19 protein-coding genes and 1 tRNA gene are annotated in these 26,307 nt (G+C 54.3%); 14 read left to right on the top strand and 6 right to left on the bottom strand.

Annotated elements, in window-relative coordinates:
- Nucleotides 1-201 precede the first annotated feature (201 nt).
- Nucleotides 202-278 (bottom strand) — tRNA-His (locus tag BUE18_RS15030).
- 1,003 nt (nt 279-1,281) lie between these two features.
- Between BUE18_RS15030 and selB the strand changes: the two genes are divergently transcribed.
- Nucleotides 1,282-3,186: a selenocysteine-specific translation elongation factor gene (selB, locus tag BUE18_RS15020; RefSeq protein ID WP_073476924.1), complete on the top strand. Its 1,905-nt coding sequence runs from the start codon at nt 1,282-1,284 to the stop codon at nt 3,184-3,186.
- A gap of 45 nt (nt 3,187-3,231) precedes the next feature.
- Nucleotides 3,232-4,356, top strand: a complete 1,125-nt coding sequence (locus tag BUE18_RS15015; RefSeq protein ID WP_073476923.1) for a DUF2333 family protein — start codon at nt 3,232-3,234, stop codon at nt 4,354-4,356.
- A 127-nt stretch (nt 4,357-4,483) separates the two neighbouring features.
- Here BUE18_RS15015 and BUE18_RS15010 read toward each other — a convergent pair whose 3' ends face one another.
- The 3 genes from BUE18_RS15010 to BUE18_RS15000 form a co-directional block, all read right to left on the bottom strand.
- Nucleotides 4,484-4,921, bottom strand: coding sequence for an META domain-containing protein (locus tag BUE18_RS15010; protein WP_083611048.1), 438 nt, complete (start codon nt 4,919-4,921; stop codon nt 4,484-4,486).
- 193 nt (nt 4,922-5,114) lie between these two features.
- Nucleotides 5,115-6,248: a radical SAM family heme chaperone HemW gene (gene hemW / locus BUE18_RS15005; RefSeq protein ID WP_073476921.1), complete on the bottom strand. Its 1,134-nt coding sequence runs from the start codon at nt 6,246-6,248 to the stop codon at nt 5,115-5,117.
- 33 nt (nt 6,249-6,281) lie between these two features.
- Nucleotides 6,282-7,463, bottom strand: a complete 1,182-nt coding sequence (locus tag BUE18_RS15000) for a radical SAM protein (protein WP_073476920.1) — start codon at nt 7,461-7,463, stop codon at nt 6,282-6,284.
- A 172-nt stretch (nt 7,464-7,635) separates the two neighbouring features.
- On the opposite strand from BUE18_RS15000, the gene BUE18_RS14995 reads away from it, so the two are divergent.
- The 7 genes from BUE18_RS14995 to BUE18_RS14965 all read left to right on the top strand — a co-directional run bounded on the left by BUE18_RS14995 (nt 7,636) and on the right by BUE18_RS14965 (nt 17,614).
- Nucleotides 7,636-8,286 (top strand): SPOR domain-containing protein, encoded by a 651-nt coding sequence (locus tag BUE18_RS14995; protein WP_170868377.1) that lies wholly within the window; start codon nt 7,636-7,638, stop codon nt 8,284-8,286.
- A 166-nt stretch (nt 8,287-8,452) separates the two neighbouring features.
- Entirely contained in the window at nt 8,453-9,565 is a 1,113-nt protein-coding gene (locus BUE18_RS14990) for a sulfotransferase (protein WP_073476918.1), read from the top strand.
- A gap of 166 nt (nt 9,566-9,731) precedes the next feature.
- Complete coding sequence (locus BUE18_RS14985; protein ID WP_139264758.1) at nt 9,732-10,658, top strand: hypothetical protein; 927 nt, start codon at nt 9,732-9,734, stop codon at nt 10,656-10,658.
- Nucleotides 10,659-10,682: 24 nt separating this feature from the next.
- Complete coding sequence (locus BUE18_RS14980) at nt 10,683-11,477, top strand: hypothetical protein (protein WP_139264757.1); 795 nt, start codon at nt 10,683-10,685, stop codon at nt 11,475-11,477.
- Between the two features lie 956 nt (nt 11,478-12,433).
- Nucleotides 12,434-12,916: a cache domain-containing protein gene (locus tag BUE18_RS14975; RefSeq protein ID WP_073476916.1), complete on the top strand. Its 483-nt coding sequence runs from the start codon at nt 12,434-12,436 to the stop codon at nt 12,914-12,916.
- 74 nt (nt 12,917-12,990) lie between these two features.
- A complete protein-coding gene (locus BUE18_RS14970) occupies nt 12,991-15,060 on the top strand; it encodes a methyl-accepting chemotaxis protein (RefSeq protein ID WP_073476915.1) in 2,070 nt (689 codons plus the stop codon).
- 583 nt (nt 15,061-15,643) lie between these two features.
- Nucleotides 15,644-17,614, top strand: coding sequence for a methyl-accepting chemotaxis protein (locus BUE18_RS14965; RefSeq protein WP_073476914.1), 1,971 nt, complete (start codon nt 15,644-15,646; stop codon nt 17,612-17,614).
- Between the two features lie 85 nt (nt 17,615-17,699).
- Here BUE18_RS14965 and BUE18_RS14960 read toward each other — a convergent pair whose 3' ends face one another.
- Nucleotides 17,700-18,938, bottom strand: a complete 1,239-nt coding sequence (locus tag BUE18_RS14960) for a peptidase U32 family protein (RefSeq protein ID WP_073476913.1) — start codon at nt 18,936-18,938, stop codon at nt 17,700-17,702.
- A gap of 278 nt (nt 18,939-19,216) precedes the next feature.
- On the opposite strand from BUE18_RS14960, the gene BUE18_RS14955 reads away from it, so the two are divergent.
- The 4 genes from BUE18_RS14955 (at nt 19,217) to BUE18_RS14940 (ending at nt 22,186) form a co-directional block, all read left to right on the top strand.
- Complete coding sequence (locus BUE18_RS14955; protein WP_073476912.1) at nt 19,217-19,831, top strand: LURP-one-related family protein; 615 nt, start codon at nt 19,217-19,219, stop codon at nt 19,829-19,831.
- A gap of 46 nt (nt 19,832-19,877) precedes the next feature.
- A complete protein-coding gene (locus BUE18_RS14950) occupies nt 19,878-20,594 on the top strand; it encodes an SOS response-associated peptidase (RefSeq protein ID WP_073476911.1) in 717 nt (238 codons plus the stop codon).
- Nucleotides 20,595-20,744: 150 nt separating this feature from the next.
- Nucleotides 20,745-21,278: a PadR family transcriptional regulator gene (locus BUE18_RS14945; RefSeq protein WP_073476910.1), complete on the top strand. Its 534-nt coding sequence runs from the start codon at nt 20,745-20,747 to the stop codon at nt 21,276-21,278.
- Between the two features lie 59 nt (nt 21,279-21,337).
- Nucleotides 21,338-22,186, top strand: a complete 849-nt coding sequence (locus BUE18_RS14940) for a flavodoxin family protein (protein ID WP_073476909.1) — start codon at nt 21,338-21,340, stop codon at nt 22,184-22,186.
- A 6-nt stretch (nt 22,187-22,192) separates the two neighbouring features.
- Here BUE18_RS14940 and BUE18_RS14935 read toward each other — a convergent pair whose 3' ends face one another.
- Nucleotides 22,193-22,897 carry a 4Fe-4S double cluster binding domain-containing protein gene (locus BUE18_RS14935; protein ID WP_083611047.1) on the bottom strand — a complete coding sequence of 235 codons (705 nt, stop codon included), beginning with the start codon at nt 22,895-22,897 and terminating at the stop codon, nt 22,193-22,195.
- 516 nt (nt 22,898-23,413) lie between these two features.
- Here BUE18_RS14935 and BUE18_RS14930 point away from each other — a divergent pair.
- Nucleotides 23,414-25,501, top strand: coding sequence for a molybdopterin-containing oxidoreductase family protein (locus BUE18_RS14930; RefSeq protein WP_073476933.1), 2,088 nt, complete (start codon nt 23,414-23,416; stop codon nt 25,499-25,501).
- Nucleotides 25,502-26,307 lie beyond the last annotated feature (806 nt).

Raw genomic sequence — 26,307 nt, 5'->3', positions numbered from 1 at the left:
TGTTTTTGGGGACGTCTTTGATTAATTGACTAACCTGCAGTCGCGCATAGGCAAAGGACGCGGATTCAAATCCTCCAGGGCGTATTTGTTTTCCTGGGCTATCCGGCGACAGCGCTCTACGTGTTTTATGGAGACATCCTATGAAATTGTGTTGGGAAACAAAAAAAAGGGGAAAAAATCCCCTTGATTGCAAAAAAAATATGGGGTGAGTGATGGGATTTGAACCCACGACCTCCTGGGCCACAACCAGGCGCTCTGACCAACTGAGCTACACCCACCATGTAGTGACGGGCGAGAGTTACCATAGCCGTTCGGGCATTTCAAGCCTTTTTATTGGTTTCGTGAAAATAGGCTTACAAAAATCCAACAAAAAGAAATTAGGGCGAAAATCCGGGATAGTCCTTTTGAAACACGGCCAAGGCCGCAGGCGGCGTCATATATCCCATACCAAGGCGCCTTCAAACAAGTAATCATATTCCCGGGCGAGTCCAGGAATGACGCTGGGTCCCGGCTTGCGGACGATCCTGAAAAGCGGATCGCCCTTGCCGGGGTGACGGCCTTATAAGGGGGAAGGAGAGTTTTTGGGGCGTAAATCCATTTGTTGGGTTTCGCGCGTATGTTTCAGGCGTTAACCACTATTCCGGCGGGGGATGAAGCCCTTCTTTGATAAAATTCCGCAAGCTCTACCCAACCTCCCCTTTTTATGGATAAAATGTAGGTTGGGGTAGAGCGCTGAAATAGCTCTTTGAAGTAAAGAAAGTGCATCCCGCCTAAATCGGTTTTAACGTTTGCGTCGCCGCCGCGAAACCCAACAAAACAGCACGGCTGCTACGGCCGCCATCCTCCGTCATCCCCGTGGAGGGAGGCTGGATTTGGATACAAAGTCTTGAAAGTGAATGCGCAAATGACTGGAATGGCCGCAACTTGGCATCAGCCGGCGCCTTCCGGTGCTCCCCTTGCCCTATGCTTCCCGGTTATTTGCCATCGCCCTCCTTTTCGCCCTTTTCCACGCCAGGGTTGGCGCCAAACTTATCATTGACGCGTTGACCCATAAATTATATAGATTTTATCTTGTACGGAATTTTACCAGGGCAGGAGTTAAAGCGTGATTTTAACAATCCGAATAGTACTTACAATCATATTTTCCGTCGTCCTCATGCGCCTTTTTCGCCCGGAGGTTCATCTTGCGTGGGGAATTGTTCTGGGATGCTTTTTGTTGGGAATCGTATACATCCGGGAGCATTTCAGAAAAAAACAATCAAACGATAAATCCGACGCATCATGAAGCAAATCGTTTTAGGCACCGCCGGCCATATCGACCACGGCAAAACAAGCCTGATTAAAGCCCTTACGGGTATAGACACGGACCGCCTCCAGGAGGAGAAGGCCCGGGGAATCACCATTGAACTGGGCTTTGCGTCCATTGACCTTCCCAGCGGGCAGCGGGTGGGCATTGTGGACGTGCCCGGCCATGAAAAATTCGTAAAAAACATGGTGGCCGGCGCCACGGGAATCGACGTGGTGGCCATGGTCATCGCCGCGGACGAAGGCGTCATGCCCCAGACCCGGGAGCACTTGGACATCTGCTCGCTGCTGGCCATCGAGCACGGCATGGTGGTTTTGACCAAATCGGATATGGTGGACGAGGAATGGCTGGAGATGGTGACCGAGGACGTCATGGAATATCTCCAGGGCACCTTTTTGGAAGACGCCCCCATTGTCCATGTTTCGTCCGTCACCGGCCAGGGTATGGACGAATTCAAGACCGTCCTGGACTCCATTTGCGAAAAAGTCCCTGACCTTCCGCCTTCCGGGCTGTTCCGCCTGCCCGTGGACCGGGTGTTCACCATGCACGGATTCGGCACGGTCATTACAGGAACCCTGACATCCGGAAAGATTCAGGTGGGCGATCCCGTGGAGATCTATCCTTCGGGCGTCATGTCCAAGGTCCGGGGCATTCAGGTGCATAACGACGCCATGAACGAAGCCCAGTCCGGCATGCGCACGGCCATCAACTTCCAGGGATTGGAAAAGGAATCGGTCAATCGGGGCGATGTTTTGGCCTCGCCGGGCGCCCTGTTCCCCAGCTACATGGTGGACATTCAGCTGAACGCCTTAAAGAGCCTGACCAAGCCCATCAAAACCCGGCAAAAGGTGCGTTTTCACACCGGTTCCAGCGAAATCATGGGCCACGTAATCCTCTTGAACAAAAACGAACTGCTTCCCGGAGAGAGCGCTTTGGCCCAAATGCGGCTGGACGCTCCCGTGACCGTGGTCAAGGACGACCATTTTGTCATTCGCAGCTATTCCCCGGTGGACACCATCGGCGGCGGCCGCATTTTAAACCCGGTCCCGGTCAAGCATAAAGCCAACAGGCCCGAAGTGATTGAGCACCTGGAAATGCTTTTGGACGCTGATCCCATGGAAATGGTCAGCCAGCTTGTTTCGGGCGCCAGTTATGCGGGCGCGTCTTTCGCCCAATTGCTGGTCATGACCAATCTTCCGGCCAAGAAGCTGCAGGAAATGACGAACAAGCTCCTGTCCCAAAAAACCCTGGTGACCGTGGACAAGGAGAGCAAGACCTACCTGCACAAAAAAATCATGGACTCCCTGGAAAAGCGGGCCGTCTCCTATATGGAGGATTACCACAAGGCCAATCCCCTGAAAAACGGCATGCCCAAGGAAGAGCTTAAAAGCAAGTTCCCGCCGATCCTGAGCGCCAAAACCTTTCATATGCTGTTGGAAATCATGACCTCCGCGGGCCTGGCCGTCCTGGAAGAGGACCTGATCCGGCTGGCGTCCCACACGGTTTCTCTGCAGCAGGACCAGGAGGAAGTCCGGGCCAACATCGCCAAGGCGTACAAGGACGGCAAGCTCATGCCTCCGTATCTCAAGGAGATCGTCCAAACCATGTCCCTGGATCCGGCCAAGACCAAAGACCTGATTTCCCATATGGTGAGCGAGCAAACCATCGTCAAGGTCAAGGAGGATCTGTACTTTGACGCTGGCGCCATCCAGGACCTCAAGGACAGGCTTACGGCCTTTTTAAAGGAAAACGGGGAGATTTCCATGCCCCAGTTCAAGGAAATGACCGGAGCTTCCAGAAAATACGTCATCCCTCTTATGGAGCATTTCGACTCCATCAGGCTCACCTTGCGGGTGGGGGACAACCGGAAGCTGCGATAAAACAATTTTGAAGCGCCCTATTGGAAACCGGAAAGGAAAATTACCATGGATAAAGATGCTATTCTCGCTAAAATAAGCCAATGGGGATCCGCCCTCTGGATCTGGATGCAGGACAGGAAGCACATGGCCTATGTGTTCATAGGCATGGTGGTTTTTATGATTCTGCTGTCCATCATGGTTTTCTCCGGCGGCGTGGAATCCCCCCAATACCAGACCGCCTCCAACTCGCATGCGGCAGTCAGCAGCCACACAACAACGCCTGCGAAAGCGGTCTCCCAGGATACGGCAGCCGCTGCCGCGCATGAAACCGCATCAAACACGGAGTCCCACGCCGCTCCGGCCGTCAAGGAGGAAACAACGCACAAGGCCGCGCCTGCAGCTTCTTCGCATGCCGCTCCGGTCGTACATTCCAACTTTCCCAAGGGCGTCTTTTTTGTGGAGCAGGCCATGAAGCCCATGCAATACGAACTGGACGACCGGTTCTGGGGCTGGCGTCCCAATGACATCACCCGCCAGTTTACGGACAACGTCAATGAATTCCAACTGGGAGTTTTGGAGGCCACGCGCCGGACCACGGAAAACCTGGCCAAACGCCTTTCCCGCACCGGCGACACCGACTCCTTCGACCCCAACCTGGAGCTGGCCATGAATCAGTTCATGATCGGCGCCAAAAGCCTTGTCTTTCCCTCCGCGGAAGGCGCCTACTCCACGGGCCTCAAGGAAATGGAAAAGTACAAGGAGCGCCTGAAAAAAGGCCAGGCCAGGTTCTACGTCAGATCCGACAACCTGATTCCCCTGCTTAAGGATTACCGCGACCTTCTGGGAAGCTGTGACGAAAACCTGGTCAAGTCCCATGAAGACAACGGCGAGGAAGTCAGCACCTTCAGCGCGGACAACTATCTGTACTACTCCAAGGGCGTGGCAAGCGCCGTGCACACCATGCTGGAAGGCATTTTGGTGGACTTCCAGGAAACCCTGGAGCCCAGGCACGGAGAAGAATTGGTCGAACACGCCATCCATTCCCTGGCCCTGGCCAAGGAAATGGATCCCTGGCTTGTCACCGAAGGCGCCATGGACGGCTTCATCGCCAACCACCGCGCCAACATGGCCGCGCCCATCAGCCACGCCCGGTTCTATTTGGACAAGTTGATCGAAACCTTGTCCACCTAAGCAACGCAGACATAACGCTAAATCAATAATCCCCGCACGCTCTCAAAGCCCGTGCGGGGATTTTTTTGTTTTTCAGGGACGAATGCCAGGCAATCCCTACCGTTTCATCCTTGAAGCTGTTTTGGTTCTATTCATTAGGCGCCTGACGGAATTGCATGATCGTTTGGTTATCGGCCAAGGTCAAATATAAAACGCCGTCCTCCACTTTAAACGAGGAGGCATTCTGCAAATTATCCGCAAAAATGATGTCCTGCGAATCCCGGCAAAACATTTTGGTGGACATCATGGGGCCGAAAGAAAGTCTGCCCCGGCTGATTTCATAAGTCCCGCCGCCCCCGTTGCAGTCAAACTTCACCTGCGCACGGCCGTCAGCCAAAAAGATCGTGTAACGCTCAGGGCCGATCACCGCGACGTCGTGCTGCGGCCCGCTGATGACGGTCCATTGCCAGGTTTTATTCAAAACAGCTTCAGGGTCCGTGCTGGACACCTGGGCGTTTCCGGCGCCTCCGGTTGCGCAGCCCAAAGCAATGAGGCACAGCATCAATACCGTCAAAATTCGACTCATATTTCTTCTCCCGTTTCATAAAAGGATTCAACAATGAAGAAATCCGCGCCCGTTACGCTGAAATCACGCGCACAGACATTTCCCGTTCAGTTTGTGAGATTGAATTAATATACTCGCAAAGATTGGGCGCGGCAACCATGGCGCCCTATTTGGATTCCAAACGCCGCTCTTTACAATGCAAACGCCGTTACGCCTATTCCAAGCAATTAGCCAGCAACTGGCAGACGCCGTCCGAAAAAAGCATGCCCTTTTTGGTCAAGGCGAAGGATTGGGAGGAATCTTTGGCCAGGCCCTCGTCCTGCAAACGTTTCCAGTCCGGGCCGAAAATCTCCAAAAACCCTTTGCCGAACCGCTGCAAAAAGTCACGGGCCTCAATACCTTTTGCCTGGCGCAAGCCCACATACAGCCATTCCAGCATATGCTGGGAGGTGGTCAGGGATTCCTCTTCCTCAACGGCTGAGTTTCCGGCTTGAATCAACTCCAGATATTGGTCCAGGTCGGAAATATTCCATTGCCTTGTTTCGCCCGAATAGGAATGGGCGGCGGGTCCAAGACCGAGATAAGGGGCGTGGTTCCAGTAGTGAAGGTTGTGGCGGCAGGTTTTTTCCCGCCCGCGGGCGAAGTTGGATATCTCGTAATGGAGAAATCCCTCGTTTTCCAAGAAGTCCGAGGTGTGGAGAAAAAGCTCCCCCACCCTGCCCTCGTCCATGGGGGAGAACTCCCCCCGCTCCAGCATGAGACCCAGGGGGGTGGATTCTTCTATGGTGAGCATGTAGCAGGACAAATGGTCCGGGCCGTAGGCCAGCACGCCTTCCAGGTCCTTGGTCCAGGATTTTTTTGTCTGGCCCGGAACTCCGTAAATCAGGTCGCACCCTACGGAATCAAATCCGGCCTCCATGGCCCAGTCCAAAGCCAGCCTGGCTTCGAAAGCGCTGTGAATCCTGCCGAGAAATTGAAGGGTTTGATCGTCCAGAGATTGGACGCCCAGGCTTATCCGGTTGACTCCGGCTGAGCGAAAGGCCTCCAGATCGCTTTGGGAGACAGTGCCGGGGTTGGCTTCCAGGGTAACTTCCGCGTCCGGGGCGATTCCGTATATCAGGCTGGCTCTTTCCAGGATTTCGGCAACGCGGCCGGGAGGCAGAACCGAAGGGGTGCCGCCCCCGAAAAACACGGTGTCAAAGGGGCCTGCATCCCATTCCCTGATTTGCATTTCCCGTTTTAAAGCCTGAATGTAAGCCGGCATTGCGGAGTCATCCGTCACCGAGTAAAAATCGCAATACCGGCATTTTTTCTTGCAAAAGGGAACGTGGATGTACAGGCCGCCCATGGCGCCTCCCGGTTTTCCCGGCCTGGCCGGCCTTTACACGAACCGCTGCATGAGTTCGTAAATGATGGAATCCACATTCTCCGGATTGGCGCCCAGGCGGTTGACCACGCCCTGAGCCTGGCTAAGCTGCCCCGGATCTTTCAGGTCTTCCAGCCCCCGGAATATGCCCGCGCGCCGGCCCACCTGATACAAAACCTGTTTATCCGGCGGCAGGGCCAGGAAATCCTTAACCTGGCCGGTCATTTTCTCCTTGTCCTGGGGATAGCGGCCTTCCAGGGTTTCAAACAGGTTCAAAATATGGTCGCTCTTTAAATAGCTGGTAACGCCGTCCAGGGTTTCCAGGAACAAAAGCAGCTCCTTGGCGGTTTCCACTCCGGTGAGAAGGTCGAAGGCGCCTTCCTGATGCTCCTGATAAATGGGCGCGTTGGGCGGCAGGGCCAGGCTGCGAATGCGGATGAAGTCCGCATTAATCTGGTTGAGGGCGTCCGCGGTTTCCAAAGCATGGTCTTCGCTCAAATCCCGTCCGCCCAATCCGGGCATGACGTATTCGGACAATTCCATGCCCGCATCCTTCACCAGCTTTCCGGCTTTAATATGGGTCGCTTTGTCCACGCCCTTTTTCACCCGTTTCAATACCTTGTCCGATCCGGACTCCATGCCGATATGGATGCGGTTCAGCCCGGCCTCGGCCATGGCGGTCAGGTCTTCCAGGCTGATTCGGGCGATGGTGTGGGACCGGGCGTAAGAGGTGATGCGTTTGGTCCACGGGAACCTCCTGCGCAAATGCTGCAGGATTTCAATCAAGTCCTTGGGCTTGATAATCAGGCTGTTGGCGTCCTGGATGAAAATGGACTCCATGCCGTAGTTGATCCAGTTGATGGCGGCCTGATACGCCGAGGGGTCATGGGGGGTTACCGTGCGCACGGCCTCCTGAAGCTCCTGGTGCGTGATGCGGTCCTGTTTCTCCAGCATAGGCAGGATTCTTTCAAGATACCTGTGGACGGCCTCGATGTCTTCGATAACATGGTCTTTGGACCGCAGGGAAAACTTGGAGCCTTTATAAACCGGGCAAAAAGTGCACCGGTTCCAGGGACAGTTTCGGGACACCCGAATAAGCAGGCTGCGCGCCTCGCTGGGCGGCCTTATGGGACCTTGTTCAAATCCGTTATAGGTTTCCGCCTTGATCTTTCCCGCCACTTTTTGACTCTGAGCCATACGACAGCCTCCCCTGGTCTTTCAATATTCACGTTGCTCGCTCTTGACCCCAGATTACCATGGGCGGCGGCGAGCCGCAAGCTATGCCTTTCAAGGCCGATTTGTTAAAAAATTGTAAGTTAGAATGCAATACCTGCTTTGCATTTTTGCCGGCATGTGATATAGCCGGTCCATGCTTACAATAAGACTTTCCCTCAGCTTGGCAACAAAGGCTTTTGTCCTGGCTGGAATCCTGACCTCTCTCATGATTCCTTGCGCTCCTGCGTCTTATGCATGGGAGCAATCCCTGGATGCGGAAACGCCTTTGCAGTACACCATCCACATTACGCAAAAGGGCGATACCCTTTGCGACATGGCCGCCAGCCTGGATGTGTACGGCTCTTGCCTTAAGTGGCCCCAACTGTACTACTATAATATTGAGGAAATTCGGGACACCATCCCCCATGATATGGATCTGCCCTTCACCCCGCTGCCTCCGGGCCTGAGCATCGCCATTGTGCACCCCAGCAATGTGAAGGAGCGCGCCAGGAAGATCAACCGCGAATTCCGGAATTTTTGGACCATCAACGTCATGTCCAGGGACCAGTCCAGGGATCTGTCGGAACTGGCCCTGGCCCTCATGGACCAGGGCTATTACTGCTACATCACCAAATTTGTAACCGAGGACACGGTTTGGAAAAGGCTCAGGGTCGGATTCTTCCCCAGTTTGGAAATCACCCGGGAAATACAGCAGGAATTGGGGGAAAAGATGGGCCTGAACGATGCATGGATTGTCAAAGCGTCTTCCGAAGAGGTGCTGGAGTTTGTGGGTTTTTTGGAGTAGCATTTTCTGAACTTTCCGCCCGGCGGCCGTCCAGCCTCTTTTTCACGCTGTGAAATACCTCACTCCCAAGTTGTCACTTCATGTTTTCCCTTGCGCTATCAAGCCATTTTTTCTATAAAGAACTTTTAATTCTTATACTTATACTTTTTGATGGAGGTAATGCACATTGGGCGATAATCAAATTAACTTCCAAACCATCCCCATGCACGGAAACCGCCGCAGCGTGGGCTGCGATGAAACCCGCGAAAAAATCCTGGATAACATGGTTATCGTGGGCGGTCCATACCGGGGCGGAACAACCATTCTGACTGATTTCATCAACTCCCATGAAGAAATTTGCGTGGTCAGCGACTTTTTGGAAAGGGAGCACACCTCCATCTTTTATTTCGCCGGCCAAACCGGCTTATGCGCCTATGTGAAGAACCCGGAGCTGTCCCAATACACGGCCAGGGGCATTATCGCCAACGGAGTATTCGACGGCGAACATGTTGTAGGCCTGACCAAAATTCTGGGCAACGGATTCAAAAACGAACGCTTCACCTACCGGGGCGACAAGCGTTTCGTCATCAACGACCTGGGCCGTTACACCCTGCCCATCGAGCATTTTCACCAACGCCACAGGCTGGCCATGAAACACCCCGAGGTGGCCTATTGCTTTCCCAGGCTGGCCGGCGTTCTGGACAAAGCCAAAATCCTGCTCACATACAGGCCCATGCAGTATGTGGTCCGCTCCTGGGTGCGCGCCACCACGTCCAAGCCCGGAACCTGGGCGGACCTGTTTGACGTCTGGCTGGACGATGAGGGCAAGAAAGCCCTGCCCGTGCACGTCCCCCACGACCTTAAGGACGCCTGGCAGGATTATAACGTCTTCCAGAGAATCGTCTGCTTCAATAATGAGTTGTACAAAGCGTTCCTGAAAGGCGTGCGCACCCTGGACAGGGACCGCTTCCTGCTTTTGCACCACCAAAACCTGGTGGAGCACCCGGACCTGCACCGCAAAGCCATCTGCAGCTTTATCGGCATTTCGGACCGGTCCCGGAGCATGTTTGAATTCCAGAAAAAATTCCTGCGCAATCGGAACAAGGAAATCTCTTTCACGGACGAACAAAACGCCCAGGCCAAGGAAGTGCTGGGCGTGAGCATGCAGGAAGCCCAGGAAGCCTTTGAAGAGGAATTTGTCAAGGAACTTACGGTCGTGCCGCGCAAGCTGGCCACCACGACGCCCAAAGAGCCTCCCAAGGCCATGGTGACGCCCATGTTGTTCCAGCAAAGCGCATAAACTTATGAGTGACGTTCCAGGCAAAATCGTGTGGGATAGAGAAGGATCTTACGCGGATCCTTACAAAGTGACGACAATTATAACGGAGCCTACCGGAGGCGCGCCGGAAAATCCATTAATCATCCTATTGTCAAGAGGGGCCTTCCTCCACGTTGAAAGCCCCGCAATGGCGAAAACCAGACAATGGATGGCGGACGAACTGAACGCCGTATGCATTGAAAGCAACTGCTTCATGACCGACTTTCTGAATATTCCGTCCCCCAGGCACAATTATCGCCTCCCCGGCGGGTTGAAGGACGGAATTTCGGGCGCGTTCAAAAACGGGATGGATTTGCAGGAACTGATCGCAAAATGCAAAAAAGGGAATGTTCACCCGGAGTTGCTATGCTCATTCAAGCAAACTCCCCGAGGCCTGAAACATGTGTTTTTTCTGCAGGCCTATGACATATTAACGGGTTTTGTCAAAGCTCTGGAATCCTTGAAAGGCAACGGAGTCGTTCCGGAACGGATCATGGCCGCCGGCTTTTCTCACGGCGGCAACATGGTGCATATCTGCAATGCATTTTGGCCAGGCCTTTTTGGCCTTGTTGTGGATGACTCCTCTATTGGGGAGGTGGATTACATCAAACCCCCCAGAAGGGTCTCTGTGCAAATTAACGGTCTCGCCGTTTCCTTTATTTGGAAATTCGACAGCCTTGTGGATGATGTGGAGCCGGATTTGTACTATCCGGAAAAAATATACGCCCAACTCAATGGAACATTCCCCTCGTCTGATATGTTCTTTTTTTCCAATGAAGAGGATGTAATCGGCGCCGCAGCAAAAAAAGAAACTTTGTGGGGAGACAGGACCGGTTGCCATGTATTCACGGCAAACAAGGAAAACCGTTTTCTGGAGGGGCTGTATAACTCTAGCGGCCATGCGGATTCCGACCGGGCGGCCTTGGTAAAAAAGGCCCTGGAACTGCAATCTTCCCTAAAAAGACCCGAGAGAGCGGGAAAGCCCGAACGTATTCGATTCAAAACAACACATTTTCTCTATGAGGTGGACCTCCCTTTCACCAGGAATGAGGCCGTCTCTATCAAGCCAATATAAGACCAAAGGGAGAACGACCGAACTATGATCATTATATCAGGTACATACAGAACAGGCACCAGCCTTATGATGCAAATCATGGAGGAAGCGGGATTCGACGTTCTGGGGGAAAAATTCCCCAAAGCCTGGAAAGGCGCCAACAACCACCTTAATAAGGAAGGCTTTTACGAATCCCGATGGATCGACAAAGGCGTCAACAAGGAAAACTGCAAGCTGGACCCCAAAGCCACCCAGCTGAAAGCCTGCAAGGTCTTCACCCACGGCTTGGCCACCACCGATATCGAATACATGCATAAATGCATTCTCATGACCCGCGATTGGCGGGAGCAGCATAATTCCGCCACGATCCTGGACGAAACCAACCGGAAGTCCCACGGCAAAAAACTGGTGGGCTACTACCCTCCCGGACAGGTCTTTTTAATCAACTACGCCAAATTTCTGGCCGATTTCTCAAAAAGAAAATATCCGTCCATCGTGGTGGATTTCAATGACTTGGTTTCCCAGCCCGTGAAAACCTGCCAGAGGATCAGGAATTTCCTGGGCGCCGGCAGGTTCGACCTGGCGGCTCAGCGCATCAAACCCAAATTAAAAACCGTAAGCGAGACAGGCCCGGAATGGAAAGAACCCTTCCACCTGTTCATGGACCGTTTTTATAAAAAGCTGAAAACAGGCCATTTGGAAGCCACCTTTCTGAAAGAGGCCCAAGCCTGGATCAACAAGGTTTCCCCTGAAATCCAGAAATTCAATGAATTGAGAAAAGCGGAAGACGGGGACGATGCAAAGCCTCAAGCGGAAGCGGAGGGCGCCCAAGTCGCTTAGCGGACCGGGGAAAAGCCCCTCCCCCGACGGCGTGAGGGTGCGCGCAGTCCTCTCCGTACAATCATTTGCAACTCCAAGGGCCGGGTTTTCCGGCCCTTTTTTTGTCTCCCCCCATAAGCGCCGCTAAACCAAGCCTACGCCCCCTTTACAAACACGTATGCCAGAATCTTTGTTTCGCCGGAATTATGTTTGCCGGCGCCGCTCAAAGACGAGGTTGTTGACGGCCGTTTCAAGGACTGGGGGCAAAAGACCGGCGCAGGCGGCTGGAATTGTGGAAAGGGCGGTTTCGGCCGGCGGGAAAGGCCTGAAGGAATGTAAATTTAATTATCGTCAACATTCCTGCGGGGCCTGACGAAGTTCGTATATTGATTAGCATTATACATGGTACACATTGATTTCAAAGGATATTGCAGGGATAATATTTTCATTTTAGACTACAAAGGCCGTTATACATGATAAAACACCTGTTAAAAACAGTTTCTTCCTGGTTCCCATTTCATAAAATCCGTTGCAATTTTCTCAAAATTTTGTCACCATAGGCTCAAGATAACTAGTTCGGAATTTCGGCCGGGAGTCCAGACTCCAACCGGCTTCATTTTTTCAGGTTCCTTTGTCAATAACAAAATAGAGTTGGTTTTTTCCAAGGAAAATCATCGCATACGGGGGAGGCCCCGGTGTGCAGACGGCTATAACAGCAGTAATGGTAGCAGGTTTGATGGATAGTTTGCCCACAGCCATGAGCACGACTCGCCAGGAATCGCCGCATAACCAATCTGTCCGCCGTATTTTCCAAAACCACCACCTGTTTCACACAGATCCCGTCTTCCGGGAATCATTAGCAGGGCTGCCGCTGAAGCAGTGATTGGAAATGGAGGAGCGGCGATGAACCGCGCTGTTCTTCCTAATCTTTTTTATAGGCCATGCAAAGCGGCGACCCATTAAAAAAGGGAGGGAGTATGAAAGCAATGCATAGATTGGGCTGGTTGGTTGTATGTCTTGCCGTGGTTTTAACCATAGGCGTTCCCGCCTTTGCGCAGGAACAGGCCGTCAAGGAGGAATGCGTGGCCAAAGTGAAGCAGGCTGTGGAAATGGCTCAAAAAGTCGGAATGGAAAAGGCCATCCAAACCCTGAACAACCCCGACAGCCCGTATATATGGAAAGACTCCTACGTATTCTGCCTGGACCTGGAGAAGCGCCTGGTTTCCGCCCACCCCGTCAATCCCGCACTCGTGGGCAAGGACTGGGCCATGAGCGCCAAGGACGCCAACGGCAAGATGTTTTTCGCCGAATTCATCAGAGTCGCCATGGATCCCGGAGAAGGATGGGTGGAGTATGTCTGGCCCAAGCCCGGAGAAACCACGCCCGAAAAGAAAGCCACCTATGTGCTTAAGGTTCCCGGCCAGCATTACTGCATGGGCGCCGGCGCCTATACGGAATAATGCAAACCGGGGATTATCTCTTTTTGCGCCATTTTGATTGCCCGCCGGAACGCCGGGCGGGCGGGAGTTAAGTTATGTTCTTATCCAAGATCAGGTTATCCAGCATCGGAAGACGCATCACCTTTTTGACCTTTATGGGCTTGTTGCTCATGGGAGTCATCGCCGGAATGAACGGGGTGCTGAACTTGCGGAAAACCACTGCTACCCGGGTCGAACGCATGAGCCACGCCATCACCCTCAACGTGGTGGAAAGCATGAAGCTGGAAGAACGGTTCATGAACAACCCGAACCCAGAAACCCTATCGGAGTTGGAAGGCCTTTCCAAGTCCATTAGCAGCGCTACGGAAGGCATTCAAAAAAGAGCGACCGGAAAGGCAGGCAACCCCCTTTGGGTGGATATCAAGCATACGCTTCAGGGAACCTGGCAGGCTGCCATGGGGGGAGACGCCGGCCCCACCGTTGAAGAGCTCAGCAAAGCCATTGAAGTCAGCTTAAAAGAACATGCCGAGAATTTCGACAAAGCAGCCGAGAACACGCAGCAAATCGTCAAGGACGAAAACGCCTTGGCGGCGCAGGCCGAACAGGAAAGCCAGGCGCTGAAGGACTTTATAGCCAGCATCAATCAAAAGGAAGTGCAGTTGATGATGTCCGGCGGCAAAACCCTGGATCCGGCTCTGGCGGGGCTCCGCGATGAGGCTAAAGACCTGCTGCGCGCTACGGAACAGGTTCTGGCCCACGTACGCGCCCTGGTATACATGCATGTTGACCGCGGCGAAGAGCAGGAAAAAGAGTATATGGCCCGGCGGCGGGAGACGCTTGACAACTTCAAGTTGCATGTGACCAACACCATCAACGGCTTAGCCGCCATGCCAAAGCAGGAATATGCAGACCTGGCTGAAAAATTCTCCGCAGCCAAGGACGAATTCCTGGCCCTGGAAGCAGCCATTATCGACAAGTGCATAAAGAAAAAACAGTTGGCCATAGAACTCCAGGGAACCCGGAAAAGAGTCCGGGAAGCGGCGGAAAAAATCGCTGAGCACACGGAAAAAAGCATTTTCATGAGCGAAAGCATTCAGCACGCCGTAGGCTACACCGTGGTTTTCACGGGCCTGGGATTCATGATCCTGCTGGGCTTCGCCGTCCACCGCTCCATTGTAAAGCCCGTCAGAATGGTGGTGGAGGGGCTTAAAAACATCTCGGAAGGAGAAGGCGACCTGACGGTCCGCCTCACCATAAAAGACGATTCGGAAATGGGGGAGCTGGCCAAGTATTTCAATCTCTTTATTGAAAAACAGCACACCATGATCAACCGGATCTCCGAGGCCGCCCAATCCCTGGGCGCCTACACCGTTGAGGTCACCAGCACGGCGTCCCAGCTGGCGGCCAGCGCCGCAGAGGAAACCACCAGCGTCTCGGAAGTGACCACCACCACCGAAGAGGTTAAGCAAACCGTGGCTCTTTCCAGCGAAAAAGCCGAAATGGTGGCCCAGGAGTCCGACGCCATGTCCCAGGTTTCCCAGGCGGGCATTGACGTCACGACAAGAGCCTCCGACGGCATGGCCGCCATCATGGAGGAAATGGAGTACATCGCCCAGAGCATTATCAAGCTGAGCGAACAAACCCAAAGTATAGAAGAAATCATCAACGCCGTCACCGAGCTTTCCAACCAGTCGGACCTGCTTTCGGTCAACGCTTCCATCGAGGCCGCTAAAGCCGGGGAGTTCGGCAAAGGCTTCGCCGTGGTCGCCCAGGAAGTGAAAAACCTGGCCCACCAGTCCAGGGAGTCGGCCAACCAGGTGCGCCGCATCCTTCAGGAAATCCATAAAGCCACGGACGAAGCCGTTATGGCGGCCGAACGGGGCGCCAAAGCCGTGGAAGCAGGCAAAAGCCTTTCCCTGGAATCGGGAAAAGCCATCGAGGAACTGACGCAAAGCATAGAGCATTCCGTCAGGTCGGCGGCGCAGATCGCCTCCTCCTGCAGACAGCAGCTTGCAGGCATGGAGCAGTTGGACATGGCCATGCGCAGCATCAGCGTTTCCAGCGGCCAAAACCTGGACAGCTCCAAACGCCTGGAAGAACTCACCAAGGGTTTGCGCGACCTGGGTTATGCGCTGGAGAGCGAGACCAAACGATTTAAGCTGTAAGGAAATTTTAGCGGAATTTCCTGCACGCTAAACAGCCGGGGGCCAGCAAGGGCGCCCCCGGCTGCTTTATTTCAGGCCCTCAGACGCTCCTTGCCAGCGCGAAAAAAAAAGTGATCCCCCTCCTGTGCGGCGATTGCAGTCCTCTTTTTTTAAGGCGGAAAATTGACGTCCGTTCAGGGGCACATCTTCAATTCCCTACAAAAAGCAACAGGTTGATTAATGGTGGGGACGCAGACAATTATGATGGTTTTTCTTGTCATGGAAAGCGCCTCATGGTATGAGTCGCCAGTAAAAGGATTCTGGGAGGCTTGACCATTGGGGGTTTAAGCAGTCTTTTGTAATCCTTTTTTATCGTCTTTCCATGCAGTATTGTTTCAGGGGCATGTAGTTTGTAATGGCAGTGTATAAACCATCGTTTACCAGTTCCAGGCGGCGCCTAAGGTTCTTTCCAGCCTTTCCGCTTTCTGCGCTATCAATGATCGCTTTTCCGGAACCCGGCTTTAATACTCCCATGCAATTCGTTTTTTGGCAGTTTCCCCAACAGGACAGGACTGCGCCCTGACCTGATTAGGAGTGGCATTTCATGCAGATCAAAAAAATCAATTTTTCCAGTATCAGTGCACGCATCATCCTTTTCGCCGTGCTTGCAGTAGGCCTGATGGTCATTACTCTTTGGTTCAACGGGCTGTTTGCGAGGCAAAAGACCCATTACATGGAGTTGGAAAGAGCCAGCCACCAAATCAGCCGGCAAGTAATGGAAGGAATGCGTTACGAAGCTTTATACATAAACGATCCCTCGAAAAAGACTCTGGACCATTTGGGGGCTATCGAAGCCAGCGTGCAAAAACAGGTCAAGGAATTGTCCAAAAAATCCAAGGACTCGAAAATCCAGTCTCTGACCGCTAAGATGTCCGAACAGGTTCTTGAGCACAAAAAGCGCTTTGAAGAAATGGCGTTTAACGTCAAGAATATGCATGACGACCAAAACACCATCATCGATAAAATCACCCTGACGGAAGGCAGGTTTCAGGCCATCATCGATGATGTGAACATGAAAGAGGCCATGCTGCTCATGGAAAGCGGCCAGACTCTGGACCCCACCAGGACCGGCCTGAGAAACGAAACCAAAGACATCCTCCGGCTGGGCGACGAGTTGACCTCCAACATCCAGGCCCTATTATTAAAGGGAGACGAGGACTTCTACAAAAAGGAAGTGGAGGCTTTCAAGGATAATGTGGCGCTGCGCAGCCGCAACATTGAAACCACACTCAAAACTCTGAAGTCGGAAAAATACGACAAAATGTGGAAGACGGCGCTTACGGAAGTGCCGAACGTCCTGGCCCTGGAAGCCAAGATTCATACATACTGGAAAGAAATTCAGCGTCTAGAACAACCGTTACAAGACACCCAGAATAAACTATTGAAGGTCACTGAAGACATTTCCAAATACTCCAATGAACGCATCAACGCTTCCTCTCGCAGGCAAGGCACGGTCAGCGTCCTGTCCAGTCTGGTCAGCCTGGGGGCTTTGTTGTTCCTGGCCTTCGCCCTGTCCCGGTCCATCATCATGCCGGTGAACCGGGTTGTGGCGAGCTTGAAGGAAATCTCCCAGGGAGGCGGCGATCTGGCATCCCGCCTGCCCGAGGACGACAAGGGGGAGATGGGCGAACTGGCCAGGTGCTTCAATCAGTTCATGTCCACTCTTCACGGCATGATCATGGATATCACCATGGCGGCCAACTCCCTGGCTGCTTTCACCGCCGACGTCACCAGCACAGCCGCCCAAATGGCGGCCAGCGCCGCTGAGGAAACCACCACGGTCACGGAAGTCAGCACCACAACGGAGGAGGTCAAGCAGACCGTTTCCCTTTCCAACGAAAAGGCCGAACAGGTAACTCACGACGCCGACAGCATGGTGGAGGTCTCCCAAAAAGGTATGGAAGTGACGGAAGAGGCTGCAGCCGGCATGGATCTGATCCGGGAGGAAATGGAAAGCATCGCCCAAAGCATCATGCAGTTGAGCAACCAGACCCTGAATATCGAGGAAATCATCAATTCCGTGAACGAAATCGCCAACCAGTCCGACCTGCTCTCCGTAAACGCCTCCATCGAGGCGGCCAAGGCCGGAGAGTTCGGCAAGGGATTCGCCGTGGTCGCCCAGGAAGTCAAAAACCTGGCCAACCAGTCCAAGCAGTCCACAGCCCAGGTCAGGCAGCTTTTGGGCGAAATCCATAAGGCCACCAACGACGCCATCCTGGCCGCAGAGCGCGGCGCCAAGGCCGTGGAAAAAGGCGTGGCCCTGTCCGGCCTGACAGGCGACACCATCAAGAAGCTCTCGGCCAGCATTGAAGCCTCGGTCCGCTCCGCCCAGCAGATCGCCTCCTCCTGCCGCCAGCAACTGGCGGGCATGGAGCAGCTTGACATGGCCATGAAAAGCATCAAGGACGCCAGCGGCCAAAACCTGGAAAGCTCCCAGCGCCTGGAACAGCTCACCCTGGGCCTCCAGCAGTTGGGAGACACCCTGGAAGACAAAACCAGCCGCTTCAAGCTCTAATTTCTCCCCAAATTCAAAAGGCGCTTTTCGTCCATTCCGCGACGAAAAGCGCCTTTTTTTACTCAACCAGTAATATGGTCCAGCGCTACTCCCTGTATTGATAGCTGGACTCCACGCCCATGCGCATCAGGTCGTTAGGGCTGTAAGTCCGGGACAGCCGCACCAGAACCGTGGTGTTGTTCTGGGCCAATTCCTTGGGAGTGCGATCCTCCAGGCCCAAAATCTCCTGCACCGCGTCCGCAACGGCCGGCCCTTTTCGGGGCAGGATTTCTATCGGGTCGCCCTGGAAAATCTTGTTCCGGACCTCCAGGACGCACAAATCGCCGTCCACGCCCAGAATCTTGCCGGCGAACCGATGGATGGTGTCCGGCGAGGTGTTTTCGTAGTTGGGCTCCACGTCCCTGGGATCGCCGAAATAAAACCCCGTGCAATACTTCCTGCTGCTGATGCGGGAAAGCTCCTCCAGCCACTCCGGCCTGACCTCAAAGCCGGGAGGGTCGTCGTAATAGGCGTCTATGGCCTCCCGGTAGGTTTTCACCACCGAGGCCAGGTAGTTCACGCCCTTCATGCGGCCCTCGATCTTGAACGAGCAGATGCCCGCCTCGATCAATTTGGGCAAGTGCTCCAACAGGCATAAATCCCGGGAGTTGAAAATATACGCCCCGCGGTCGTCCTCCACGATGGGATAATACTGGCCGGGCCGAAGCTCCTCCACCACGTGGTATTTCCACCGGCAGGGGTGGCAGCACTGGCCCCGGTTGGAATCCCGGTTAGCCATGAATGCGGAAAGCAGACAGCGGCCGGAGTACGAAATACACATGGCCCCGTGGACGAAGGTTTCCACTTCAATGCCGCTTTGCCCGGCGATCTCCCGGATTTGGTCCAGGGGCAGCTCCCTGGCTAAAATCACCCGGGAGGCGCCCATGCCTTTCCAGAAACGGGCAGAGGCGATGCTGGTGACATTGGCCTGGGTGCTCACGTGGATGTCCACGTCCGGTGCGGCCTCTTTGGCGATGGCGAAAACGCCGGGATCGGCGATGATAAAGGCGTCGGGCTTGAATCGGGACAAGGCCGCCAGATACTCCCCGATGGCGTCCAGCTCATGGTTTCGGGCGAAGGCGTTGCAGGCAACGTATACTTTGACGCCCTGGCCGTGGGCGTAATCCAGGGCATCCCCCAATTCGTCCAGGGTGAAGTTGCCGGAAAAATTCCGCAAGGAGAAATCCTTGCCCGCCAGATACACGGCGTCCGCCCCGTAATGAACGGCGATTTCCAGCTTTTCCCGGTTGCCCGCCGGCGCCAGCAGTTCCACTTTTTTCGTCATGTTTCTTCCAAGTTCGTGTTCAGTCGGTCCGACTTCGAGGGCATGCCCTTGTCTCCTGATTAAAAACAAAAGGCGCCAGGCACAACAGCAGAGAGAAAGATCGCGCCCCCTGAAATCCGAACATGGCGCCCCGCCTTTTGCTTTTCCTATTATGATTCCCTTTTCGTGGCAAGCCTCTATTTTCATCCTCAACGCTTGAAACAGACCGGTGCAACGTGCTAAGTGGAGACAAATCTTATTGGCCTGGAATCATTGACAACCATTGCAAGGAGAGCCCCATGAGGCAATTGGAGTCGCTGGACGCGCTGGTGGTGCAGCAAAAAAAGGAATGGATTGAAATCGTCACGGATTTTGAGACCAAAAACGCTTACTCGGTTTTCGACGTCCAAGGACGGGAATTGTACACCGCTGTGGAGGACGGAGGCTTCTTTCTGTGGAGATGGATTCTGAAAGCCCTCCGGCCTTTCACCATCCTTTTGCTGTCGCTCGACCAACGCCCGGAGCTCAAAGTAAGGCGTTACTTCCGGTTCTGGTTCCATACGGCGGACATCTTCGACGGAAGCGACAGGCTGTTGGGAACCATCAAACGGCGATTTTCCATCTTGCGAAAAAAATACTCGGTTCTGGATTCATCAGGAAACGAAATTTACCACCTGTTCGGCCCCATCCTGCACCCGTGGACGTTCAACATCCTGGACGGGCAGGACATGGAATACGGAAAGATCACCAAAGAATGGAGCGGCCTGCTTACGGAAGGATTCACCGACGCCGACAATTTCGGCGTGGTCTTTCCCCAGGACTGGCCCGTGGAGCGCAAGGCCCTGTTTTTGGGCGCCGTCTTTTTGATCGACTTCGTCCACTTTGAAAACAAGGAAAGCGGCAACCGCCGTTAGGGCTTGCAACCAGCGTGCGTCAACATGATCACCCCGGAGGCGCGGCATGTGCGGAAGATTTCTTCAATTCTGGTTTGAGGGCGACGACCTGGAAAACCTGGGCGTCCGGGATACGCCGGAAAACTTTCAGCCCAGCTACAACGTCGCCCCAACCCAAAAGGCCTGGGTGATCGTGCACGACAAAGGCCCCCGCCTGGAGGCCTTTTCCTGGGGGTTGGTTCCGTCCTGGGCCAAGGATGCGGCGGGCGCGGCCCGCCTCATCAACGCGCGGAGCGAAACCGCGGCGGAAAAGCCCAGCTTCCGCTCGGCCTTTAAAAAGCGCCGGTGCCTGGTTCCGGCCAACGGATTTTACGAATGGACCGGCGGAAAGGGCGCCAAACAGCCTTATTACTGCTCTCCGGCCCCAAAAAAGATGATCGCCTATGCCGGCCTATGGGAAGTCTGGAAGCCCCGGGAAGCCCCCTCAGACAGCCAGGCTCTGCATTCCTTCACCATCCTCACCCGGGAGGCCGACGCGTCTTTCGCCCCAATCCATCACAGAATGCCCGTCATTCTTCAGCCCCAGGCCTGGGCATCCTGGCTGGACCCTCAAAACCAGGACTCCGGAGCGTTAAACAATCTTTTGGAAAACAATTTCATGGGAGAGATTCAAATCTGGCCGGTGTCCAAGGCGGTCAACTCTCCCTCCCACAACGCCCCTGACTGCCTGGCGCCCATAGAGCTTGAAAAAACCGCTCCGCCCGAGCAGCAAACGTTATTTTAACATTTCCACCTAACATACTAAAACTTTATCAAAAATTATCATTTCACATAGTTTTTTCCCTCTGGATTTAGGATTTTTTTCGTGCCTCCCTATTGACTTGATATATATCAAAACGATATATATCACCCCAACATAGCGAAAGGATCCGCCATGGACATCCAAACCATGATCCTGGGCTTCCTCATGAACCAGGATATGACCGGATACGATATCCGCCAAAAATTCGATATGTCCTTCGGCTTTTTTTCAGGACTCAGCTACGGCTCCATCTATCCGGCCTTGAAAAAAATGGAGGCCGCCGGACTCATCACATCCCAGTTGATGATCCAGGAAGGCGCCCCCAACAAAAAGCTCTGCACCATAACGGACAAGGGGCGGGAGGCTTTTCACGAAGCCATGCGCGCACCCTTGGGCCTGGACAAATACAGAAACTCCTTCATGGCGCGGCTGTTTTTCTTCGCCCACCTGGAGCCCTACGAACGCAGGGAGCTGGCCGTCAACTACATGAACTCCCTGGATAAGATGTTTGAAAAGCTCCGGGAATACGAACCGGTCATCCGGGCGTACGCCGACCCCTTTGAACTGCTCTGTTTTGAATGCGGGTTGAGGTTCGCCGAGGATGTGATGAGCAATATGCAGGATACCGTAAAAGCGTTGGAGGAGTCCGGGCTTGACAAGACATAGCCGTCCTGGCGTCTTACCGGACTAAAAAATTAATCACCGTGGCTAACAGGAGGTCATCCATGGAAAATCCCATTCCCAAGTCCCTTCAATTTCCCCATTACCAACAATACGGAAAAGCCGAGCCCAATTCCATCAAGAAGGTTCTGGTCATCCAGGGCAGCCCGCGAAAAGACGGCGTGAGCAAGACCGAAGTGGTCACGGCGGCCTTTTTGGAAGGATGTGAACAGGCCGGGGCGTCCACCGAAATCGTCAACCTGCGCGATAAAAAAATCGCCCATTGCCAGGGCTGCTTCACCTGCTGGACCAAAACCCCGGGAGTCTGCATCTTCAAGGATGACGTGCCGGAAATCATGCAGCAGACCGAAGAGGCCGACCTGGTGGTTTACGCCGCGCCCTTGTATCATTTCGGCATCATCTCCCTGCTGAAAAAATACATCGAGCGCACCCTGCCCTCGGTGGAGCCCTACCTGATTCCCCGGGGCGACGGACACACCACCCACCCCCATCGCAAGGGATACAAGGACGTCCAGAACACGGTGATTATCGGCGTATGCGGATTCCCCGAGGTCTCCCACTTTGGCGCCTTTTCGGCCAATTTCCATTACCTGGCCGCGGCAGGCGGGGACTGGGGCATGAACATCATCGGCGAGATCTACCGCCCGGCTTCCGAGCAGTTGAACAATCCCATTTTCGACGAGGAAAACAACCGCGTCCTGGACGCCGCCAGAGAGGCGGGACGCGACGCAGTCACCCTGGGATACGTCAAGCCCGAAACCGTGGACGCCATCGCGAAAGTCAGCCAGGATCAAAAGGAAATGCAGGACATGGCCAACCAGGCATGGGATTATTGCATTAAAAACAATGTAACCATGCCCGAACTCCAGCTGGCTTTGATGGAGAAAAAATAAGGGCTGTCATTCCGCCCTTTTCTTCCCGTAGGGGCAGGCGGAGGTGCAAATGCCGCAATTATGCCCTTTGTGGAATTCGAAAAAATGCGTTTTTTTATACATGTCGCAGACTTGCGCGTCCAGGATATCCTCCCTGGGCGCGCCGGCCCGCCAACTTTTTCCGCTTAAAGCCCCGGCCGGGCACGCCTCCACGCACTTTCTGCACGTTCCGCAATGGCCTACATCTTTAACTGGGCCGCAATCCAGGGGCATGTCCGTAAAAACCGTGCCCAGGCGAACCCAGGGGCCGTAAGGCCGGGTCACCAACTGGCAATGCCTGCCGATCCATCCCAGACCGGCCCGGGTGGCTGCCGTTTTGTGGGGGAAGTCTCCCCGGATGTTCTCGTAATCCGTACGCATGGAAGCGGCCAGAGTCTTGGCCCGGAATCCCCTGGACCAGATGGCGTGGGCCAGTTCCAGGGCGATGCGGTTGATCTCGTTGTTCACCCGCGTGTACTCCGCCGCATAGGCGTGGTTGGGCCCCTTGCGGATGGACTGCATGATCTCCGGGCTCATGGGCAGGCCGAAAGACACGGCCCCGGGAAAGCCGTCTCCGTGCTCATCTGTGGGCGTTTCAAATTCCTGCAAGTCCGCCCCGCCCCATAACTCCACCCCATGGGCGCTCATCCATTCATTCAGCCAAGCAAATTTTATTTGATCTTTCGAAGCCATGCGCACCTTTATATGCCCTATTGGTCCATGTTACTTACCGGGCTAGTCTTAACAGAATATAACCATCCAAGGCAATTTCCAAACCTGACATTTTTGCAACACACTGTCTTTTTAGGATTTTTGAACGATCGGAATACTTCCTTCCCCATAAGAAAGCAAACAGCAAAATGTAATGATTATCATTGTATCATTATTGACATACCGTGTCGGCCTTTGGTAAATTATTCGGCGGACAGGATGACGTGAAGGAGCGCCGAAAACGACTGCGAAGCATCTCCCCTTCCATGCTGAAAGCCTTCGAGCTTGCGGCTTTTATGGATTTCTGCACTTTCACGATTTTTCGTCCCCAAACAATCAAGAGGTATGATTGTCTTTCCGATAAACAGAGAATAGGCGGCGTTGCTTTTTCTTGCGGCGGGCCGCCCGAATATGCGGCTGGAATGTCCTGTCGAAGTCCGGCTGTTTGCAATTTTGGAAGTGCGTCAAAGCGCATCTTTAAGAACCAAGGAGAATCCATTGACCGAATCGTTAAAGACGACTTACAGCATTTGCGGCATGTGCACCGTGCGTTGCCCCATCAAGGTGGAAACCGGGCACGGCAGAGTAAGGTTCATCCAGGGAAACCCCTATTTTTCCTCCATGAAGGGCGTGTGCCCCCGCGGAGTCGCCGGCAAAGCCCTGGTGGAAGACGATGAAAGGCCCCAAAGCCCGTTGATCCGCGTGGGCGAAAGAGGCTCCGGGCATTGGAAAGCCGTATCCTGGGACGAGGCCTTGGATTACATCGCCAACAAAATGAAAGGGGTCATGGAAAAATACGGCCCCAGAGCCGTCTCCCTGTCGGACCGCGGCGGCCCCTTCCGCGACATGCACCGGGCTTTTCTCCGGGGCCTGGGCACTCCCAATTATTGCAACCACGACGCCTCCTGCGCCCGCAACGTCCAGCACGCAGCATTGTCTGTCACGGGCCAGGGCCGCAAGGCCGTGGAATACGACCTGAAGAACGCCAAGCACGTGGTGCTCCAATCCCGGAACATGTTCGAGGCGGTGAACGTGCAGGAAGTGGGCGACCTGGTGGACGCCATGGACAAGGGATGCCGCCTTACCGTGATCGACATCCGGGCTAACGTCTCCTCCACCAAGGCCAACCGTTTTTTCATGGTGCGTCCGGGCACGGATTACGCCTTGAATCTGTCGGTCATTCACGAGCTTTTGAACGAAGGCTTTTACGACAAGGATTTTGCATCCAAACACATTCAGGACATGGACGCCCTGGAAAAATTCGTCAAGCCCTACTCCCCGGACTGGGCCGCCAGGGAATGCGGCGTGTCCGCCGAAAGCATCCGGGCTTTCGCCAGAGAACTGGCCGACGCCGCCCCCGCTGTGATCTGGCATCCCGGCTGGATGACCGCCCGTTACAAGGATTCCTTCCACGTCTCCCGTACGGCGTATATCATCAACGCCTTGCTGGGCTCCTACGGCGCCAAGGGCGGCCTGCCCTTTGTGAACAAACCCGGAGACATGGGCGTCCGCTCTCTGAAAAAATTCATGGATCTCTACCCCTCCCCGGAGGAGGATCGCGTGGACGGCGCAGGCTGGAAGCTGCCCCATATTGAAAAAGGCCCCGGCCTGACCCATCTGCTGTTCAAGGCCATGGAAACCGAAGATCCCTACCCGATCAAGGCCTACATCGCCTGGCGGCACGATCCCCTCATGGGCTTCCCCGATCCCGACCGCTTGAAGGAAACCTTCAACAAGTTGGATCTCATGGTCAGCGTCACTTTTTCCTGGTCCGACACCGCGTGGCATTCTGACGTGGTCCTGCCCTTGTCCACCTACCTGGAACGGGAAAGCATCATTGCCGCCAAAAACGCCCTGCAGCCCTATTTCTTCCTGCGCCAGAGAGCCATGGAGCCCCGCTTCGACTCCAAGGCCGATTGGGAAATCGTGTCCGGCCTGGCCAAACGCCTGGACCTGCCCGAACTGGTCTTCGACTCCGTGGAAGACGTCTGGGCCTTCCAGTTGAAGGACACCGGATACACCATCGACGATTTCAAGGAAACGGGCCGGATTCTTTTCGCCGACAAGCCCGTTTATAAAGCCAAGGAAGATATATCCTTTAAAACGCGGTCCGGAAAGATCGAAATCATCTCCCAAAAGCTGGAAGACGCCGGCATAAACTCCCTCAAGCCTTATGAGTCTCCCCAGCATCCTCCGGAGGGCGCCTTCCGCCTGACCTTCGGCAGGGTGGCGACCCACACCCAGGGGCATACCGCCAATAACACGGCCCTCTCCGAACTCATGCCGGAGAACGTCCTGTGGATCCACTCCGGACCCGCGGAAGCCCTGGGCATCGAGGACGGCGCCACGGTTAACGTGGCCAAGAACGGAGTCCGGGAAAGCATCAAGGCCCGCGTCACCGACTGCATCCATCCCGAGGCGGTCTTTATGGTCCACGGCTTCGGGCATCGGCTCAAGGCTGAAACCCGCGCTTTCGGCAAAGGCGCGGCGGATAACCGCCTCATGACAGGCGGCCTGGACAACTGGGACCCGGCCGGCGGCGCCATCGCCATGCAGGAGCATTTTGTCACGGTGACGCCTGCTTAAGACGCTCCAAGGGAGGGTAGTGTCACAGCCTCCCGATTTATATTGCCTTAAAACATCAAGAGCGTCGGTTCCGGTTGCCCATGGCAGCCGGAACCGCCGCCCTTTTTTATTTCCGGCGCGCACGCCTGCTTTTTTTCCCCGTTTCATGGACGCCCCGCTGCGTCCATACAAAAAAACCAATAGCGTCCCAACAATCAATGGGCAAAGGACGATGGGTCCCGCCTTGCGGGCGATCCCCAAAAAACGGATCGCCCTTGCCGGGATAACGATCTTACATGGCAAAAATAGCTGAAGGACCTTGGGATTTAGCCCGGTTATTGGCGAAGGCGCATCCACGACCTAAAAAACGCAGCGGCCCGCTCTCCCCGTCATCCCCGTGCAGGGAGGCGGCATGACGCACTCCCGGAAACGGGGACCCAGCGTCTTTCTGAATCCGCCTCAAAAAAACATACAATTCTTCAAAACAGCCTAAATGCAACATGACGCCGTCCTGTCAGGCTTCCCAGGCCTTAAATCAACAATCTCTGCATTCATGGTATGTATATCAAGGGTTTTCCTGTTTTCGGCCCCGATTGAATCACAAAAAACGCGTTGCTCCAAAAACGGCCCTCATCACCTGAAATCAGAATTAGCCTCAAAAAAATAGCGATCCGGCGGCCTCCCAAAAAACTGGGATTGCGGTTCCGCTTTCGGCCATTTTATGGTTCAGGGCAACATAATCCCCCACCCAAAGAGAGATAATTACCAATTAATACAGCGTGATAAAAAGAAGGTAATGAAAATGCAGAGAATTCATTCGGGATGTT

It is taken from the genome of Desulfatibacillum alkenivorans DSM 16219 (assembly GCF_900142135.1).
Taxonomy (GTDB): Bacteria; Desulfobacterota; Desulfobacteria; order Desulfobacterales; family Desulfatibacillaceae; genus Desulfatibacillum; species Desulfatibacillum alkenivorans.
Note: the sequence above shows the minus strand (reverse complement) of the source record. Positions and strands in the feature narration are given on the sequence as shown.